Origin of the sequence: Moraxella cuniculi DSM 21768 (assembly GCF_900156515.1) — a bacterium.
Classification (GTDB): Bacteria; Pseudomonadota; Gammaproteobacteria; order Pseudomonadales; family Moraxellaceae; genus Moraxella; species Moraxella cuniculi.
Map to the genome: position 1 here is coordinate 83,601 of NZ_FTNU01000002.1, position 16,141 is coordinate 99,741.

The window sequence follows — 16,141 nt, forward strand, 5'->3', positions numbered from 1 at the left end:
CGAGGAAAATCCATGATTGACACCACGCCTACATGGGTCTGGCTACTGACAGCGTGTGTCGGTGCAGTTGCTGGCAGTTTCATTGGTATGGTTGCCCACAGGCTGCCCATGCTGATGATGCGACAGTGGCGTGCCGATGTGGCAGAATTTTTAAGCCAAATGCCACTTGATGGCACGCTTATCACACCCATCAGCACCGCCCTGACTACAGACAATCCGCCCCCAACTGCCATACATTGTCCCCACTGTCGGGCACCGCTTGCCATTTATGATGCTATCCCCATCATCAGCTACCTATGGCTACAGGGCAAGTGTCGCCAGTGTCGCCATGCCATCTCGCCACAGTATCTGGCAATTGAGAGCATTAGCATTGTCCTGACACTCATGGTGGTTGCCGTGCTGGGTGCTGGTATCCATGCGGTGCTGGCACTGATATTTGTCTGGATAGGCATTGCCTTGTCTGCTATTGACTATCAGACCAAACTGCTGCCTGACCGCCTCGTGCTGCCACTTGGCATGATAGGTCTTGTTGCCAACAGCATGGGTCTGTTTGCCAGTGCAAGCCACGCTATTTTTGGAGCGGTGGCGGGTTTTGTGCTATTATGGCTCATCAACGCCCTGTATCGGCTCATCACCAACCAAGACGGCATGGGGCTTGGCGATGCCAAATTGCTCGCCGCCATCGGTGCATGGTTAGGGGTGTGGCAGCTGCCGATGGTGCTACTGATTGCCAGCACGCTCGGTGTGGTGGTTGGACTGCACAAGCGATGGCGACTGGGGCAGAATGCAGCTTTTGCCTTCGGGCCTTGCCTTGTTGCTGCTGCGATTGTCTCGCTGCTGTTTGGCGAGCGACTTTTGGCATGGTTGTTTTCTTATTAAATAAATGATAATCATTTCCATCGGTGAAAATTGAAAATTGAAAATTGAAAATTGAAAATTGAAAATTGAAAATTGAAAATTGAAAATTGAAAATTGAAAATTGAAAATTGAAAATTGAAAATTGAAAATTGAAAATTGAAAATTGAAAATTGCAATTAATAAAGCGAGCTTAGCGATGTTTGTATTGGGTTTGACAGGTGGTATCGGCAGTGGCAAGACGGCGGCGAGTGATTTTTTGGCGACGCTTGGGGCGGCGGTGATAGATGCCGATGTCATCGCCCATCGCCTAACTGGGGCTGGCAGTCCTCTGCTTGGCGTGCTGCAACAGGTGTTTGGGGCATGGGTGCTGGACGCACAAGGGCGGTATAATCGTGCCGCCATGCGTGCTTATGTCTTTGACAAACCAGCCGAGCTTGACAGGCTAAACGCCATCATGCACCCTGCCATCATGCACGCCATCAGCGATGAGTTGGCGGTGGCGGTGGGCGAATATGCCGTGCTGTCGGTGCCGCTATTGTTCGAGGGACGGCACAAATCCCCAAGCCTGCTTGAGCTGTGCCATCATGTGCTGGTGATTGATGTTGCCGTCAGCACCCAGCTGGCTCGTGCCGCACGCCGTGATGACAATGACACCGCCCAAATCATGAATATCATCAATCGACAAATCAGCCGTCCAGACAGGCTTGCCCTCGCCCATGCCATCGGTGCTGATGTTGTCAATAATGATGGCGATGTGCCAAGCCTTCACCAACAGCTTGCCAAACTGCATGACAAATACCAACAGCTTGCCATCAAGGCACGAACAAGCACCACCAAAACCATCTAGCAAACACAAAATCTCGCCCATGCCAGCTTAAGCGTCTGTAAATGGATTTTATCAGTGGTATGATGGTTTTGGTTAAGTATAATTTATAATTTGCACGGCTGTGGGATACGCCACCAAGTTGTCTTGGGCGTTGTCTGCCAGCACATGGCTGCTTTTTATGCTTGATAATGGCTGGTTTATTTGATAGTTATTGACAAAATCTGTACAATAAATGCCACAATCACACCCTAAGGACGGAAAAATGAAAAAATTAACACTTGCCCTATTAACCAGTACTGCCATCATGCTGACAAACCCAGCACTGGCACAGACCCCCAGCAATGAATCCATCGCTCGCCTGTTGCAAGTTACCAACTTCGCCAAAGAGACTCAAGCCAGTTTTAGAACCAGTATGGTGGAAAGTTTCACAACGACAACAATAGAACAAGCCAAACAACAAAATCCAAATTTAACTGCAGATCAAATCATAAAGATTGACGAAATTGCCCGCCCATTCGCCAATCAAATCGCCGATGAGCTGTGGGCTGACCCTGCATTTCTTAACATCATGCTTGGTGATATAAACGCTCTATATCAACAAGTCTTCAATCAACAAGAAGTTGATGCAATGATTGCGTTTTATGACTCGCCCATCGGTCAGAGTATCAATCGCAAACAAACCCAAGTCGTCCAAGATTTTTATACCAATATCCTGCCAAGAGTGGATAACTATAAAGCGGCATACGCAAAAAATAATCGTAAAAAGTTTCTCCAATTTGAAAAACAGCTACTTGAAATCCTAAGCGAATAAATCGCCAAGCTACCACATATAAACAAAAAACACCGCAATACTAGCGGTGTTGTTGTATTTAGTAAGGATTATAATAACGGCTGATACATGGGGTATTTTTACCAGTCATTGCAGCTTCACAGCCATATTCTTGACGACCATTGGCATCAAGTAGGCGTACACGGTTTTTTTCAAATTTTAGATACCAACTATAACCATCAATGGTATAGCCAATCGTGGGTTTAAACTTGCCTTTGTATAGCGTGCGTTTGGCATTGCAACCAAGCGATGAGCAGCTCCACCATTTTAGCACCGCTTGCCCATTTTTATTGATGGCAAGTGAATAATTTTCATTGTATGCTGGCACACCACCAAAATCAAAATACTTCGTACCCACAAACGGTACGCCATTATTTGCCGATGCCGACAGCGACATCACCCCCCCCCAATAGGGCGGTAAGCAGTTGTTTTTTCATCATAAACTCCTGATGATTTGGTTAAATTATCACAAAATTAGCTACAGTTTTTTTTGGCATAATTGTTGAATGAACTGCCATTCTCAATTATATCGTCAATCTTATATTTGCCATTTTCTAATTTGACGACATAAGCAACCGAATGGGAAGTGCGATACCGTGAACTATAAACAGACGCCACCACCCACCCTCTTGAATTCATGCCCACAGATACTTTGGCAGTATAATCTGGATCTTGGCTGCCATAAAATGGATCGCCACCACTACCCCAATAAAAATAACAAGGCAGATCCTCTTCAGAATTTTCGTCAAGCCCAAGATTATAATTTAAATTTGCCGTGCCGTATCTGCGTAATGTTTTCGGCCAATATTGCACTCTTTTTTCATAGTCATAAGCCTGCTTGACCACAGCGATTTTTTGGGCATTGTTTGCTTGGGCATTGGTGGTGGCAAATGCCAAGATGGCAGACAGGGCAAGGAGTGATTTTTTCATAATTAACCTTGTGTAATGTGGCTTGTACGCCGTATAAAACTTGACTTTTGGCTCATCTTTTGATGAAATGATACCACCAAGTATAGCAACAAGCACCGCCTGATAACAGCAACCATCAGGGGGATTTATTACACTTTTTGTATGGTTTTTAGTTTGTCATGGACGATTATCCAGTCCACAGCCTACATCGGCACATCTATCAGCTAAGAAAAAGCCGCCAGCTCACCCAAGAGCAGATGGCGGACAAACTGGCACTGTCGGTTAATGGCTATGCCAAGATAGAGCATGGCAAAACTCGCCTAAGTGTCGAGCGGCTGGGCAGTTGGCACGGATTTTTGAGGTCAGCATCCATGAGTTATTAAACCCACACCAAGATTACCCCCCTGAAATCTGCCAGCTACAGGCAACCATACGCCATCAAGAGCAGCTGATTGCCAAGCTCAATGAACAAATCCACGACCTGCGACTGCTCAATGAGCTGCTGCACGAGGCACTACAGCACGCCAAGCAATCACACAGCACCAAGCCACAATGACAGGCATCAGCTGGCAGATCGCTTAAGTAGCCTGCCCAAATCATCCATCAGGGCATAAAATACAGGAATCACCACAAGGCTCAATAAAGTAGAGGTAATCAGACCGCCCAGCACCGCCACCGCCATCGGACGGCTAAAGGTAGAATCCACGCCACCCAAGCCAATAATCAGCGGCAGCATACCTGCCCCCATGGCGATGGTGGTCATGATAATCGGCTGAGCCCGCTTGCGACACGCATCAATCAATGCCGCAAAGCGTGGCAGACCCTGCTTGTCTTGGGCAGTGATGGCATAATCAACCAACAAAATCGAGTTCTTGGTAGCGATACCCATCAGCAGAATAAAGCCAATCATCGCAGGCATGGACATACTGCTGCCTGTCAATAGCAAGCCGATAAATGCACCACCGATTGACAATGGCAATGCCACCAAAATGGTCAAAGGCTGCAATACACGATGAAACAACAACATCAGCACCGCAAAAATACAAAACACCCCAACCGACATCGCCAGCACAAAGCCTGTGAACAGCTCTGCCATATTTTCCGCTTGTCCTTCGTCTGTAGCACGGATACCCTGTGGCAGATTGGCAAGTGTTGGTGTTGCCTTGACCGCCTGAACCAACGCCCCCAGCTCGCCTTGTTTGGGCAGGACGGTGATTTTTATCGCACGCTCACGATTGAGACGGCTGATACTGGCATTGGTCATGCCAAAGCGAATCTGTGCGATATCTTTTAGTTGCACAGGCAAGGGCTGAGTGCTGGGCAGATATAGATTTTGCAAGTGATTTAGGCTTTGTTTGTCAGTATCGCCAAGCCGTGTTACGATGGGGATTTGGCGTGTGTCAAGGTTTAGTTTGGGCAGAGCTTGGTCATAATCACCCAAAGTGGCAATGCGTAGCGTATCGGACAGATCTTTGGTAGTTACCCCTTTATCCGCCATCGCCAGCGTATCTGGCAGGATACCAAGCTCAGGCTTGGGCAATGGGCGATCATTCATCACACCTGCCACCATCGGCAGTGTGCGAATCTGTGCCATGATCTGCTGCACCGTCTTATCCAGCAACGCCTTGTCCGTCCCCATCACCGAGAATACATAACCTGCCTCGCCACCACCTGTTGAGATGCCCACAGCAAATCTGGCAGATGGCACCTTGTCAAGTGCTTGGGTGATTTGGCTTTCGATGGCTGCCTTGCTGATACGCTGATTGCGATCAACAAGCCGCACCTGTAGACTGGCGACATTCACCGAGCCACTGCGTCTGCTGCTGGGATCGCCTGAGTTCTGTCCTGCACCGATGGTAATCAGCACGCTCTGCACCCCTGATATAGCTTGGACTTTTTGTTGTGCCATTGTGGCGATTCGTAGCGTGTCATCAATCGTGGCATCAGGGCTAAGCTCAATGCTGACCCGAGTCTGATTCATCTCATCGGCAGGGATAAATGCCGTTGGCAACAGTTTGGCAAGCCCCAATGAAATAACAAACAGCCCTGCCGCTATGCCGATTGTCAAGGCACGATGGTTCAGCGTCCATTTGACGATATTTAGATACATAACCATCAGTCTGCCATCGGCTTGCTTGGTGTGCTTGGCAGGCTTGAGCAAATATGCCGCCATCATCGGTGTCAATAAGCGTGCCACCATCAGCGAAATAAAAATCGCAATCACTGCCGTCCAGCCAAATTGACTAAAAAACTGCCCAACCACACCACTCATGAATGCTGTCGGCAAAAACACCGCAATCAGCGTAAAGGTAGTTGCCATCACCGCAAGCCCAATCTCATCTGCCGCTTGGATTGCTGCTTGCATGGGGGTTTTGCCCATCGCCAAATGCCGTACAATATTCTCAATCTCAACGATGGCATCATCGACCAGCACGCCGATTACCAAAGTCAAGGCAAGCAGCGAAATCATATTCAGACTAAATCCGAACCAATACATCACAAAAAATGTTGGAATGATGGACAAAGGCAAAGCGGTCGCCGCCACCAAAGTCGCTCGCCAATCACGCAAAAACACAAACACCACCAGCACCGCCAAAATGCAGCCCTCGATGAGCATACGCATGGTTGCCTGATAGTTTTCTTTGATGGGAGCGGCATAGTCAACGATTTTTTCGATCTGTAGCCCTGCCGTCTGTGCTTGTAGTTTTTTGATGGCTTCATCAACCGCTGCCACCACCTCCACCTCACCTGCCCCCTTTGAGCGTGTGATACTAAATGCCACCACCTGCTTATCATCTAGCTGTGCCAGCGAGCTGATATCTGCATGGGTATCGCTGATGGTAGCAAGATTGTCTAGGCGTATCGCTGTGCCTTGTGGCGTGGTGATTTGCATGGCTTTTAGCTCATCGATCCGCCCGCCTGCACCGATAATATTGATGGTTTGTTTTTGATTACCGATACTTGCCTCACCACCTGCGGTATCCTGCCATTTGGCAAAAATCTGCTGCGACAACTGCCCGATTGGCATGGTGAGAGCTGATAACATATCCAGCTTTGGCTGCACCAAAATCTGTCTTTCGACACCGCCAATTCGCTCAATCTTGCCCACGCCTGCAATATTTGATAACTGCTTGGTCAGCGTATCATCAACGAACCATGACAGCTGTGCCTGACTCATGCCTGAGGCTGCAACCGAATAAGTCGCCACGGGCATTCCTGCCGTTGAGACTTTGGAGATAATCGGTGTATCAGCCGCCGCTGGCAACTGTGCCTGCACTTCACCAACCGCCGAACGCACATCGTCCAATGCCTCATCGTTGGGCTTTTCTAGTTCAAATTCGCTAAAAATCGTAACCACGCCCGTTTGTAGCGTCGTGCGGATATTTTTGATACCCTCAATATTTGCCAATCTGTTCTCAACCTTGATGGCAATCTCGCTTTCAAGCTGCTCTACAGAAGCCCCAGTTAGCGTGATGGTCGTTACCACGCCCGGCAAATCAATGTCAGGGAATTGCTGAACTTTCATTTGCAAAAAGCCAAACACGCCAAGCAAACTAAACAGCACAAAAAACAATATCGCTGCCAGTGGATTTTTGATTGAATACGCCGAAATGTTCATCGCAGCCTCTTGTTATTTGCCTTCGCTGGTTGGCTGATTGTCAATACTGACCAGAGTTACCAAGTCATTTTCGCCCAAAAAACTCACCCCTTCTGCCACCACCAACGCATCTTGTGGCACATCGGCGATAATCTTGTCCTCTTGATAGCTGATGATGCTAATATTGTGGCGTTTGGTGCGGTATTGACCTGCTGTTTGGGTCGGCTCAAGCAGCCACAGATAATCATAGCCATCAGAACTCATCAAGGCACTTTTTGGCACGGCAGGCAAAGTTTTTTCGGCAAATATCAGCTCACCTGCTTGATACATACCTGCACTGGCACCGCTGTCTTTTGGCAAATCCACCCAAACTGCCACCTCTCGGCTGTCATTTGCCACAGGGCTGATACGCACCACCTTACCTGTGATGGTGCGATCTGCTATCTCAAGCCTTGCCAGCTGCCCAATGCGTACTCTGTTTGCCTCAATTGGCGAAAGTGCCGCCCGCCATTGCAACTGCCCCTTTTCAATGATGCTAAATAAAGACGCACCAGTTGCCAGCATGCCAATTTGGGCATTTTTGGCACTGATAATGCCAGCCACAGGAGCGACAACTTGGCTGCGTGCCTGATTGGTGCGAGCGGTGGCAAGCCGTGCATTGGCAGCACGGACATTGGCATCGCTTTGGCTGACTGCCGCACGATAGGCATCGACCTCTTGGCGACTCACCGCATCAATCGCCAACAGTGGCTCGGTGCGTGCCAAATCCGCCTGTGCCTTTTTTTGGGCAGCGACAGCAGCAGCAAGCTCCGCCTCACCAGCTGCCACCTGCTCGCTTAAGGTGCGTGTATCAAGCACCGCCAGCACCTGCCCCTGACGCACCCAATCACCAACCTCTACCAGTACCTGCTCGATGGCAACCCCTGACAGCTGTCCGCCAACTTCGGCAGTCTTGGCAGCTGCTATCAGTCCATTTGCCGACAGCGTGTCTTGGACACTGACCGTCTGTGGTCGCACGGCACGCACCGCCATGACCGATGGCTGTGTTTCTGCCGCCTGTGGCGATGGCTTGTCATCAGATTGCATGAGTGGCTTTAACAAAAATACGCCAATCACAATACCCAGCACAAACAGCACCAAGCCCTTGGCGTGGTTTCGTATCTGCGTGGCGGTCTTATAGTCTGGTGATGAATCTGTCATAAGCGATACCAAATTTATCCATGATTTTATTTGCCAGTGTAGCAGTCTGTCAGTAAAATTGCACGCACGCTTGGCAACCAAACGCCCTTAGCCCGACTGGTTGCAAAAGTGTCGATGGTCTAGACATTGACATAGTTTTGTGCCTGTGGCAACCAAGTATTCATGATGGCGGTGGCTGTTGTCATCATCTCTGCTGTGCCGATAAGCTGTGCGGCGATTTTGCCCGCTGCCTCAAGCAAGACCTCATCACGCACAATATCCGCCAAATAATAGCCCATATCACCCGTTTGTCGCTTGCCAAGCAGCTCACCTGCACCCCTTAACTGTAGGTCTTTTTGGGCAATGACAAACCCATCACTGCTGTCTCTTAGGACATTGAGCCGCTCAATGCCTGTTGGCGATAGCGGTGCTTGATAAAGCAGCACACAAAAACTTTTTGCCTCGCCTCGCCCCACGCGTCCACGCAACTGATGCAGCTGCGACAAGCCGAGTCTTTCGGCATTTTCTATCACCATCAAAGAGGCATTTGGCACATCAACCCCCACCTCAATCACTGTGGTTGCGACCAGCAAATCAATCTTGCCCGCCTTAAACTCTGCCATCACCGCCTGCTTGTCCACCGCTTTCATCTTGCCATGCACCAGACCGATACGAATATCCAACCGCTCCACCAAATCCTCATAAGTCAGCTGTGCCGACTGTGCGTCCAGTGCGGTTGATTCTTCGACCAATGGACAGACCCAGTACGCCTGCTTGCCCGCCTTGCAATTGTCAAAAATACGAGCAATCACCTCATCACGCCGCTCACGGTTGATGGTAACGGTGGTAATCGGCGTGCGGTTTGGTGGCAACTCATCAATCACGGACACATCCATATCGCCATACATACTCATCGCCAATGTGCGAGGAATCGGAGTAGCGGTCATCGTCAGCTGGTGCGGCGTGCTGCCCATCAACGATTTGTCCGTCAATCGCAATCGCTGCTCAACACCGAAGCGATGCTGCTCGTCAATGATGACCAAGCCCAATTTGGCAAAAACCACATTGTCCGAAAATAGTGCGTGCGTCCCCACCACGATTTGCACCTGATTGTCAGCGATTGCTTGCAGTGCCGTCGTGCGTTCTTTGGCGGTTTGCTTGCCAGCCAGCCAGCCAACATTGATACCAAGCGGAGCAAACCACTTCTGAAAATTCGCCAAATGCTGCTCTGCCAAAATCTCGGTCGGTGCCATCACTGCCACTTGCCAGCCGCTGTCTAGGGCGTGGCACGCCACCATCGCCGCCACCAAAGTCTTGCCAGCACCGACATCACCCTGAATCAACCGAAGCATTGGCTGTGAGCTTGTCATATCAACAACCGCCTGATGAATCACTCGCTGCTGGGCTTGGGTTAGGCTAAAGGGCAGACTGCCCGCCAGTTTTTTTGCCAACGCACTGTTTGCTTGACACTTGGGGGCTTTTTGGCGATAGACATTATTACGGCGAAACAAAAAACTTAGCTGATGTGCCACCAATTCCTCAACAATCAAGCGGCGACACGCAGGGTGTGAGCGGTCTTTTAATTGGCTTAATAACTCAGTCTGGGCAAAAATATCTGCATGGCGGTCAGGCAGGTGCAGCTGCTTTAAGGCGGATAAAAAATCACCCGATAGCCGCAGTCCCGCTGCCGACAACATCGCATCAGGCACGCTATAAATCCTATCATTTGCTACCGCCTGTAGTGCCAACCGCACCAGCTGGCGAAGTTTGTTTTGGTGCAATCCTTTGACCGTTGGATAAATCGGCAATAGTCCCGTTTGTGTCTGTTGTGTGCCTGTCAGATGATACTCTGGGTGCGACATCTGCACGCCATAGCGACTGACCTTAATCTCGCCAAAAGCGGTAATTTTCGCCCCAACCGTCATCACGCCAAGCAAGCTGGCATAAGCCTTAAAAAACCGCAAAACCAACAAGCCTGATTCATCTTCTAGCGTAACCGATAGCCCTGTGCGATTTTTTTCTACCCAAGTTACTGTGCCTGACACCATCACGCTCATGCCATGACTGACCATGCCAATCGGCACGATACGGCTGCGATCTTCATAATCTCTAGGCAGGTGCATTAACAAATCAAAGATCCGCACCACCCCAAGCTGTGCCAAGCGATTTGCCAATGCCTGACCCACACCAGCCAAAGCGGTTACAGGCAGATGAATACTCATAACAGGGTTGGTCATGGCAAGCCGTCCAAAAAAGCGTTTGTGATACTAATAAGAGCTGATAAGAATTGTAAAATAAATCCCCCAAAAAAGCAAAACTGCTTGACACCCCCCCCTGTTTAACTTGTACAATAAATCATGCACTGATAGCACACAAGGAATGTTAGATGATGTACACACCCAACCATCAAGACAGCTACAAGGTTTTGGAATTGCAATTATCCAGTGCTGATAAATCGCACTTGGAGCATCTTGTTGCCACCATTCACCAAGAATGTCCCAGCCAAATACAGAGTCGCTATTTGTCTCGTATTGGCACGCTTTCCATGCAGCTAAAATCCACGCACCTTGCACAAATATTTTATGGCAATCCAACCAAGCCCATTCATATTACCAACCTGCCACATTTTGACAATATTGAGCAAACCAAAATTTTATTATTGCTAATCGGCGAAACCATAGGCAGGTGTATAAGGTTTCAAGGCAGATTTTGCTCACTATCTTAACTCTGTTGGTTCTTGATACGCAGAACAACAACCCAATCATGGAATTAAATTAACGAGATATACATCATGTCCGCCCTAAGCTCTTTATTGGTTTATCGCTTTGCGAATTTATTTTTGGGTGAATTTATCCAAAAAATCATACCGCTGCTGATTTATATCCAAACAGACAGCCTGACATGGCTTGGGATTTCGTTTGCTAGTATTTGGCTGCCACGCGTGATTTGCCAACCTTTTTTTGGGGTGATTATTGATAAATTTGACATCAAATCCATCTTTATCAGCACCGACTTTGTCCGAGCGATGATCATACTGCCACTATTTTGGCTGGACAATCCTTATATGCTGTCTGTCATCGGAGCGGTGTTTGGCTTGCTGGCCGGGTTGTCTTATATGGGCATCGAATACGCCATCACGCACGCTTTGGATATAAATAGAACGCCCAGCACCCAAGCCAAGATCCAAAATGCCGAGCAGTTGGCGATGATCTTAGCTCCCATTGCGGCAGGGTTTGTGGCAGGCGGTGGGCAGTTGTTGGCTTTTTCGCTGGTTATTATCGGCTATATCATCATGCCACTTTGGTTTATCAAATCACTAAAAGCACACGACAAACCCATCGGCAGTTTTTTGCTCGCACGACTAAAAAGCGGCTTTGGTGAAGTGCTGTTTGGCAAGCAGCTGCTTAGCTTGGCACTGGTTACTGCACTCATTAACCTTGCTGAGGGCGTGCTGTTTGCCATCTTGCCTGCCATCATCATGGGACAGTTTAACCAAAGCAGTCAGATGGTAGGTTTTGTCATCGCCCTAGGCAGTGCTATCAGCATTGTGGTTTTGTCGATTTTGTCCTTATCGCCCAAGATTAAACCTACACTTTGTTATTATTTGGGGCTTGGGCTTATTGGCACAGGGGTGCTGCTATTTGGTCAGCCACAGAGCCTGTGGCTGTGCGTGGCAGGCTATGGGCTATTGATTGTTGGGCGGGTGATTTTTGTGGTATATATGCGAATTCACCGTGCTGCATTGATTAAGCCTGAGAATTTTAGCACCACCATGGGCGTGTTTTTGTCATTGATTTTATTGCCCATGCCCTTATCAGGGGGTATTGTGGCGTGGCTTGATGAGCCAAACAGTATCACCGTTATCAGCTATCTGCTTGCTGCGATATTTTTTGGTATTGTCGTTTTATCCGCCATGAAAAAAGGAGCAAATCATGCCGACAGCCATCATCGTTGAGAGCAATACTTCAGGTAATGCCTATCATGTCATCAAAGCCGCCCAAAAGCTCGGCGTATTTTGCCATTTTCTGACCAGGCAACGGACGCTGTAGCAAACCGCCAAATATGACCCTGTCAGCATTGCCGATAAGATAAGTATCGCTGACACCATCAATCCTGCCGATATGCTATCAGCAATCTGTGCCGACAGCGACATTACCGCCGTCATTTGGTTTGATGAGATAAGAATGCTGCCGTGCGTCATGCTGTCCACCACCTTAGGCTTGATAGATGCCGATACTGCAAACAATCTTATCACCGCCCGCTACAAAGACAAGGTCAGAAATATTGTCAATCAAGTCTCACTGCCGATTTGTCATCAGCTGGTTGATGATACCACCGATGTGCCAAAGTTTACTGATGCTGCCAAATTCCTACCTTGCGTGGTTAAGCCTGTTGATGACAGTGGCAGCTTTGGCGTGGTCAAATGCACAAACAGCACGCAAGTTATGCAAGCGATAGATTTCATCAAAAATCGCCCACAACACATCTCAGGCTATCGCCGAATGCCCCAAGCCCTAATAGCAATATATCGCAGGCGATGAATACAGTGCCGAGTTCGGCTGGTGCAGTCTGGCAGGCTGGGTACTCATAGGCTACACCAAAAAGATCAAATCACCAGAGCCTACCTTTGTGGAACTGGCACACATTTTCCCTTATTCGTTTGGTAATGGGCTTGACGACGATATTTGCCAAACTTTAATTGGCTGCCTACAAGCACTTGGGCTAAAAAATTGCGTGGCTCATGTGGAATTTAAGTTGCACCAAAGGCAGGTTTTTGTTGTTGAAATCAATCCAAGATTGGCAGGAGATATGATTGTTGATTTGGTGCGGACAGCTTGCGGCGTGGATATGGGTAAGATTGCCTACTTATCACACACTGGCACGCCCTGGGCAGCTGATTTGGCTATCAACCACACTTGCCATGCTGCCACCGCCTACCTATATAGCGAGCAGACTGGCACTGTAATGACAGTCCGTACCGATGGCAGCGAACAAGACCTGTGGCTGCGTCCACTGCCCAGATACAACACAGGCAACCTGACATCAAGCGATGACAGGCTAGGCTGCGTGATTGCCACCGCAGACACATGGCAGTCCGCCCTACAAAAAACCCAGCACATCGCCGATACCACCGTCATTAGCTTTGGTGAAATTTAAGGAGTATTTATGCACATCGTTTTGTTTGGTGCGTTCAAATCTGTCATCAATGCCGCCAACGAGCTTGGCATTAGGCTTACCATCATTGACAAGGTGCAATTGGTGGATACCAGCCTGCTACAGCCCAATCATCAGTTTGTCTTGCTTGATTATCATCAAAAAAACTTGGCAAAAAACATCATTGCCGCCATCACCCAAAGCCAAAAAGTAGACATGATATTAAGTTTCACCGAGCCTGCCTTGCTGCTTGCCAGCCAGATTGCCGAAGAGCTCGGGCATCGCTACGCCATTTTCATCCGAAGTGGTAAAAAACACCAAAGACAAACAGCGTATGCGACAAAATTGGCTGACAGCCCCCATACCATCGCCCATCAGCTTGCCTGTGATGCCAAGCAGGCAGCTGCATTTGTCAAAGAACAAAACCGAGCCGTCATCATAAAACCTGTCGATGGTGTGGGTAGTGAGTCGGTCGTATGCGTTACACCAGATAATCTAAATGCACTACATCGCCTTGATTTTACCAACCAAGAATATCTGTGCAAATAATTTATCCATGGTCAAGAATTCTCTGTGGAGTGCTTTAGTTTTGCAGGTAGGCACAAGCTACTATCTATTCACCAAAAGTTCAAAACAGGTGCAGAGTATCCCAATCCTTTTGTAGAAATTGGGCATATCGGACCTGCTGATTTGACCCCACAAACATGGCAGCTGATTGAGACTGTCGTATTTGACTGCCTAGATCGTATGGGTATTTGTGATGGTCCATCGCACACCGAAGTCATCTTAACCGACACTGGGGTGAAAATTGTTGAAACGCATACCCGAGTCGGTGGCGACAGGATTTTTCATCTGCTAAAACTAAGCACAGGCATTGATGTGTTTAAGCTGTCTTTGCAGTGGTTTTGCCAAAAGACTGGTTATATAGACTCTGTCAGCAAACAAGGCGTGGCGGCAGTTTACTTTTTTCACGCCCCCAAGGGCATCAGCCAAATCACAGGCATTGATAAACTACAGGCAAGTCGTGGCGTTATTGAAGTTAAACTACACAAAACCATCGGCGATACCGTTAATGAGCTGCTGGGTTCGTCCGACAGGCTTGGTTATTTTATTTACTACCAAGCCGATGATACACCTGTAGATTTTCATACTTTAGCCGACCTTGCCAGTCAGGTAAATATTTGCACCCAACCCTCTGCAAAACAACAGGAGGGCTAAATGAGCGTATTACAATCAGATAATATCGTTGGCAAGAGGCTTTAGGTTTTAACAACTTAGCCGTCATAAACTTGCCAAGAAAAATTTAATCACACCAAAAAGATGTGATTAAACTTTCCACTTTTGCCAAAAATAAGCTTTTAACACTAATAACAAACAAAAGACAAGCACAATAAAAAAGCAATTTTTATCAAACCGTCCAAAAAAACAGCTTAAACAACCACCATGCCTGCTGCCACGGTTTGGTGGGTCGCTTCATCAATTAAAATAAATGAGCCTGTGGCGATATTATCAGCATACGCAGTGGCTAAAATCGGCTTTTGTAGACTGATGGTTACCCTGCCGATGTCATTGACTGAAAAAGTATCCTGCGTACCGATATTAGACAGCGTATGCACATCTAAGATGTGGTGAATATGGCTTACTTTGGCAAGTAGCGTTTGTGTGGTGTGCTTAAGCAGATATTTTCGTGCCAAATTCAGCGGACGCACATCGAACCAGCATAAAGTTGCGGTGATTTGTTTGGTGGGCGTAATGGCTGAATTATCCGCCACAATGACATTGCCACGAGAGATGTCCACATCATCAGCCAAACAAATGGTCAGCTGCTCACCCACGCTGGCAACTGCCACATCGCCGCCTACCCCAATCAGCCGACTGATGGTGCTGGTCTGTTGTGAGGGCATAATACGCACAGCATCGCCTACCGCCACACTGCCTGCTTCCACACGCCCTTGATAGCCACGAAAATCATCTTGCTGGCTGCCATCGGCTCTTAGCACATATTGCACAGGCAGATAAAAGTCATCTTTATTTGTGGTTTTGGTCTGATTATTGGGCAGATCTTGTAAAATTTGTAGCAGTGGCAAGCCTTGATACCATGCCATGTTTGTACTGTGATGCACCACATTATCCCCATGCAGTGCCGAGATGGGGACAAATTGCACCTGTGTTAAACCCAGCTGTGCTGCCAAATCACGATACGCTGCGACAATGGCAATAAATTTATCTTCAGCAAAATCAAGCAAATCCATCTTGTTGATCGCCACAATGATGTGCTGACACCGCAAATGACTTAAAATCGCCGAATGTCTTTTGGTTTGCGGTAAAAGCTGAACCAAGCCTGACGAAAAATCCAGCTGTGCTGCGTCAATCAGCAGCACCGCCGCATCTGCTGTCGATGCCCCTGTTACCATGTTGCGTGTGTATTGCTCATGCCCTGGCGTGTCAGCGATGATAAATTTGCGTTTGGCGGTGGCAAAATAACGATACGCCACATCAATGGTAATGCCCTGCTCACGCTCTGCCTCCAGCCCATCGGTCAATGCCGAAAAATCCATCGCTTCGCTGGCATTTTTTAAAACCAAGCTATCTAACTGATCGCTCAATAGTGCTTTACTGTCATAAAGCAAGCGACCGATTAAGGTGCTTTTACCATCATCAACACTGCCTGCAGTGATAAATCTAAGTGGTGCATCGGTGTTTGATTGCTTTGTATTTGATGAAAGGTGCAAGTTGCTCATTTTTTTATCCTTAGTGATTTTATCAATTGTGGTTTTAGCCGTTTATC

The 16,141-nt window shown here is 48.1% G+C and carries 17 protein-coding genes; 11 read left to right on the forward strand and 6 right to left on the reverse strand.

The genetic code is table 11. The features are described from left to right. Positions 1 to 12: 12 nt before the first annotated feature. From BW928_RS01985 to BW928_RS01995, 3 genes are all read left to right on the forward strand, one after another. Positions 13 to 879 (forward strand): prepilin peptidase, encoded by an 867-nt coding sequence (locus tag BW928_RS01985; protein WP_076554564.1) that lies wholly within the window; start codon positions 13 to 15, stop codon positions 877 to 879. A 175-nt stretch (positions 880 to 1,054) separates the two neighbouring features. Beyond that, positions 1,055 to 1,705 (forward strand): dephospho-CoA kinase, encoded by a 651-nt coding sequence (gene coaE, locus BW928_RS01990; protein ID WP_076554565.1) that lies wholly within the window; start codon positions 1,055 to 1,057, stop codon positions 1,703 to 1,705. Between the two features lie 241 nt (positions 1,706 to 1,946). Continuing rightward, complete coding sequence (locus tag BW928_RS01995; RefSeq protein ID WP_076554566.1) at positions 1,947 to 2,495, forward strand: DUF2059 domain-containing protein; 549 nt, start codon at positions 1,947 to 1,949, stop codon at positions 2,493 to 2,495. A 58-nt stretch (positions 2,496 to 2,553) separates the two neighbouring features. On the opposite strand, the gene BW928_RS02000 is transcribed toward BW928_RS01995, so the two are convergent. Together BW928_RS02000 and BW928_RS02005 are read right to left on the reverse strand one after the other, a co-directional pair. Beyond that, on the reverse strand, positions 2,554 to 2,910 hold the full coding sequence (locus BW928_RS02000; protein WP_076554567.1) for a hypothetical protein: 357 nt from the start codon (positions 2,908 to 2,910) through the stop codon (positions 2,554 to 2,556). 77 nt (positions 2,911 to 2,987) lie between these two features. Next, complete coding sequence (locus BW928_RS02005) at positions 2,988 to 3,443, reverse strand: hypothetical protein (protein WP_076554568.1); 456 nt, start codon at positions 3,441 to 3,443, stop codon at positions 2,988 to 2,990. Positions 3,444 to 3,601: 158 nt separating this feature from the next. On the opposite strand from BW928_RS02005, the gene BW928_RS02010 reads away from it, so the two are divergent. Both BW928_RS02010 and BW928_RS02015 read left to right on the forward strand, forming a co-directional pair. After that, positions 3,602 to 3,805 (forward strand): helix-turn-helix domain-containing protein, encoded by a 204-nt coding sequence (locus BW928_RS02010; RefSeq protein ID WP_076554569.1) that lies wholly within the window; start codon positions 3,602 to 3,604, stop codon positions 3,803 to 3,805. After that, positions 3,766 to 3,978 carry a hypothetical protein gene (locus BW928_RS02015; protein ID WP_076554570.1) on the forward strand — a complete coding sequence of 71 codons (213 nt, stop codon included), beginning with the start codon at positions 3,766 to 3,768 and terminating at the stop codon, positions 3,976 to 3,978. Before BW928_RS02010 ends, BW928_RS02015 begins: the two co-directional genes overlap by 40 nt. Positions 3,979 to 3,984: 6 nt before the next feature. On the opposite strand, the gene BW928_RS02020 is transcribed toward BW928_RS02015, so the two are convergent. The 3 genes from BW928_RS02020 to recG all read right to left on the reverse strand — a co-directional run bounded on the left by BW928_RS02020 (position 3,985) and on the right by recG (position 10,436). Beyond that, positions 3,985 to 7,041: an efflux RND transporter permease subunit gene (locus BW928_RS02020; RefSeq protein WP_076554571.1), complete on the reverse strand. Its 3,057-nt coding sequence runs from the start codon at positions 7,039 to 7,041 to the stop codon at positions 3,985 to 3,987. Between the two features lie 12 nt (positions 7,042 to 7,053). Beyond that, positions 7,054 to 8,220: an efflux RND transporter periplasmic adaptor subunit gene (locus BW928_RS02025; protein WP_076554572.1), complete on the reverse strand. Its 1,167-nt coding sequence runs from the start codon at positions 8,218 to 8,220 to the stop codon at positions 7,054 to 7,056. Between the two features lie 119 nt (positions 8,221 to 8,339). Continuing rightward, positions 8,340 to 10,436: an ATP-dependent DNA helicase RecG gene (gene recG / locus BW928_RS02030; RefSeq protein ID WP_076554573.1), complete on the reverse strand. Its 2,097-nt coding sequence runs from the start codon at positions 10,434 to 10,436 to the stop codon at positions 8,340 to 8,342. 149 nt (positions 10,437 to 10,585) lie between these two features. Between recG and BW928_RS02035 the strand changes: the two genes are divergently transcribed. From BW928_RS02035 to BW928_RS02065, 6 genes are all read left to right on the forward strand, one after another. After that, on the forward strand, positions 10,586 to 10,924 hold the full coding sequence (locus BW928_RS02035; protein ID WP_076554574.1) for a hypothetical protein: 339 nt from the start codon (positions 10,586 to 10,588) through the stop codon (positions 10,922 to 10,924). Positions 10,925 to 10,990: 66 nt separating this feature from the next. Then, on the forward strand, positions 10,991 to 12,154 hold the full coding sequence (locus BW928_RS02040; protein WP_076554575.1) for an MFS transporter: 1,164 nt from the start codon (positions 10,991 to 10,993) through the stop codon (positions 12,152 to 12,154). Positions 12,155 to 12,320: 166 nt separating this feature from the next. After that, positions 12,321 to 12,740, forward strand: a complete 420-nt coding sequence (locus tag BW928_RS02050) for an ATP-grasp domain-containing protein (protein ID WP_143821463.1) — start codon at positions 12,321 to 12,323, stop codon at positions 12,738 to 12,740. Between the two features lie 28 nt (positions 12,741 to 12,768). Next, positions 12,769 to 13,356, forward strand: coding sequence for an ATP-grasp domain-containing protein (locus tag BW928_RS02055; RefSeq protein WP_259741465.1), 588 nt, complete (start codon positions 12,769 to 12,771; stop codon positions 13,354 to 13,356). Between the two features lie 9 nt (positions 13,357 to 13,365). Continuing rightward, complete coding sequence (locus BW928_RS02060; protein WP_076554579.1) at positions 13,366 to 13,902, forward strand: hypothetical protein; 537 nt, start codon at positions 13,366 to 13,368, stop codon at positions 13,900 to 13,902. Between the two features lie 3 nt (positions 13,903 to 13,905). Next, entirely contained in the window at positions 13,906 to 14,571 is a 666-nt protein-coding gene (locus BW928_RS02065; protein ID WP_078309996.1) for an ATP-grasp domain-containing protein, read from the forward strand. Between the two features lie 212 nt (positions 14,572 to 14,783). On the opposite strand, the gene BW928_RS02070 is transcribed toward BW928_RS02065, so the two are convergent. After that, positions 14,784 to 16,094 (reverse strand): sulfate adenylyltransferase subunit 1, encoded by a 1,311-nt coding sequence (locus BW928_RS02070; protein ID WP_076554581.1) that lies wholly within the window; start codon positions 16,092 to 16,094, stop codon positions 14,784 to 14,786. Positions 16,095 to 16,141: the final 47 nt, after the last annotated feature.

Excerpts from the sequence above, each read along its gene's own strand:
- BW928_RS01985 (WP_076554564.1), top strand. The coding sequence starts at position 13 with ATGATTGACACCACGCCTACATGGGTCTGGCTACTGACAGCGTGTGTC.
- coaE (WP_076554565.1), top strand. The coding sequence starts at position 1,055 with ATGTTTGTATTGGGTTTGACAGGTGGTATCGGCAGTGGCAAGACGGCG.
- BW928_RS01995 (WP_076554566.1), top strand. The coding sequence starts at position 1,947 with ATGAAAAAATTAACACTTGCCCTATTAACCAGTACTGCCATCATGCTG.
- BW928_RS02000 (WP_076554567.1), bottom strand. The coding sequence starts at position 2,910 with ATGTCGCTGTCGGCATCGGCAAATAATGGCGTACCGTTTGTGGGTACG.
- BW928_RS02005 (WP_076554568.1), bottom strand. The coding sequence starts at position 3,443 with ATGAAAAAATCACTCCTTGCCCTGTCTGCCATCTTGGCATTTGCCACC.
- BW928_RS02010 (WP_076554569.1), top strand. The coding sequence starts at position 3,602 with ATGGACGATTATCCAGTCCACAGCCTACATCGGCACATCTATCAGCTA.
- BW928_RS02020 (WP_076554571.1), bottom strand. The coding sequence starts at position 7,041 with ATGAACATTTCGGCGTATTCAATCAAAAATCCACTGGCAGCGATATTG.
- BW928_RS02025 (WP_076554572.1), bottom strand. The coding sequence starts at position 8,220 with ATGACAGATTCATCACCAGACTATAAGACCGCCACGCAGATACGAAAC.
- recG (WP_076554573.1), bottom strand. The coding sequence starts at position 10,436 with ATGACCAACCCTGTTATGAGTATTCATCTGCCTGTAACCGCTTTGGCT.
- BW928_RS02035 (WP_076554574.1), top strand. The coding sequence starts at position 10,586 with ATGATGTACACACCCAACCATCAAGACAGCTACAAGGTTTTGGAATTG.
- BW928_RS02040 (WP_076554575.1), top strand. The coding sequence starts at position 10,991 with ATGTCCGCCCTAAGCTCTTTATTGGTTTATCGCTTTGCGAATTTATTT.
- BW928_RS02050 (WP_143821463.1), top strand. The coding sequence starts at position 12,321 with ATGCTATCAGCAATCTGTGCCGACAGCGACATTACCGCCGTCATTTGG.
- BW928_RS02060 (WP_076554579.1), top strand. The coding sequence starts at position 13,366 with ATGCACATCGTTTTGTTTGGTGCGTTCAAATCTGTCATCAATGCCGCC.
- BW928_RS02070 (WP_076554581.1), bottom strand. The coding sequence starts at position 16,094 with ATGAGCAACTTGCACCTTTCATCAAATACAAAGCAATCAAACACCGAT.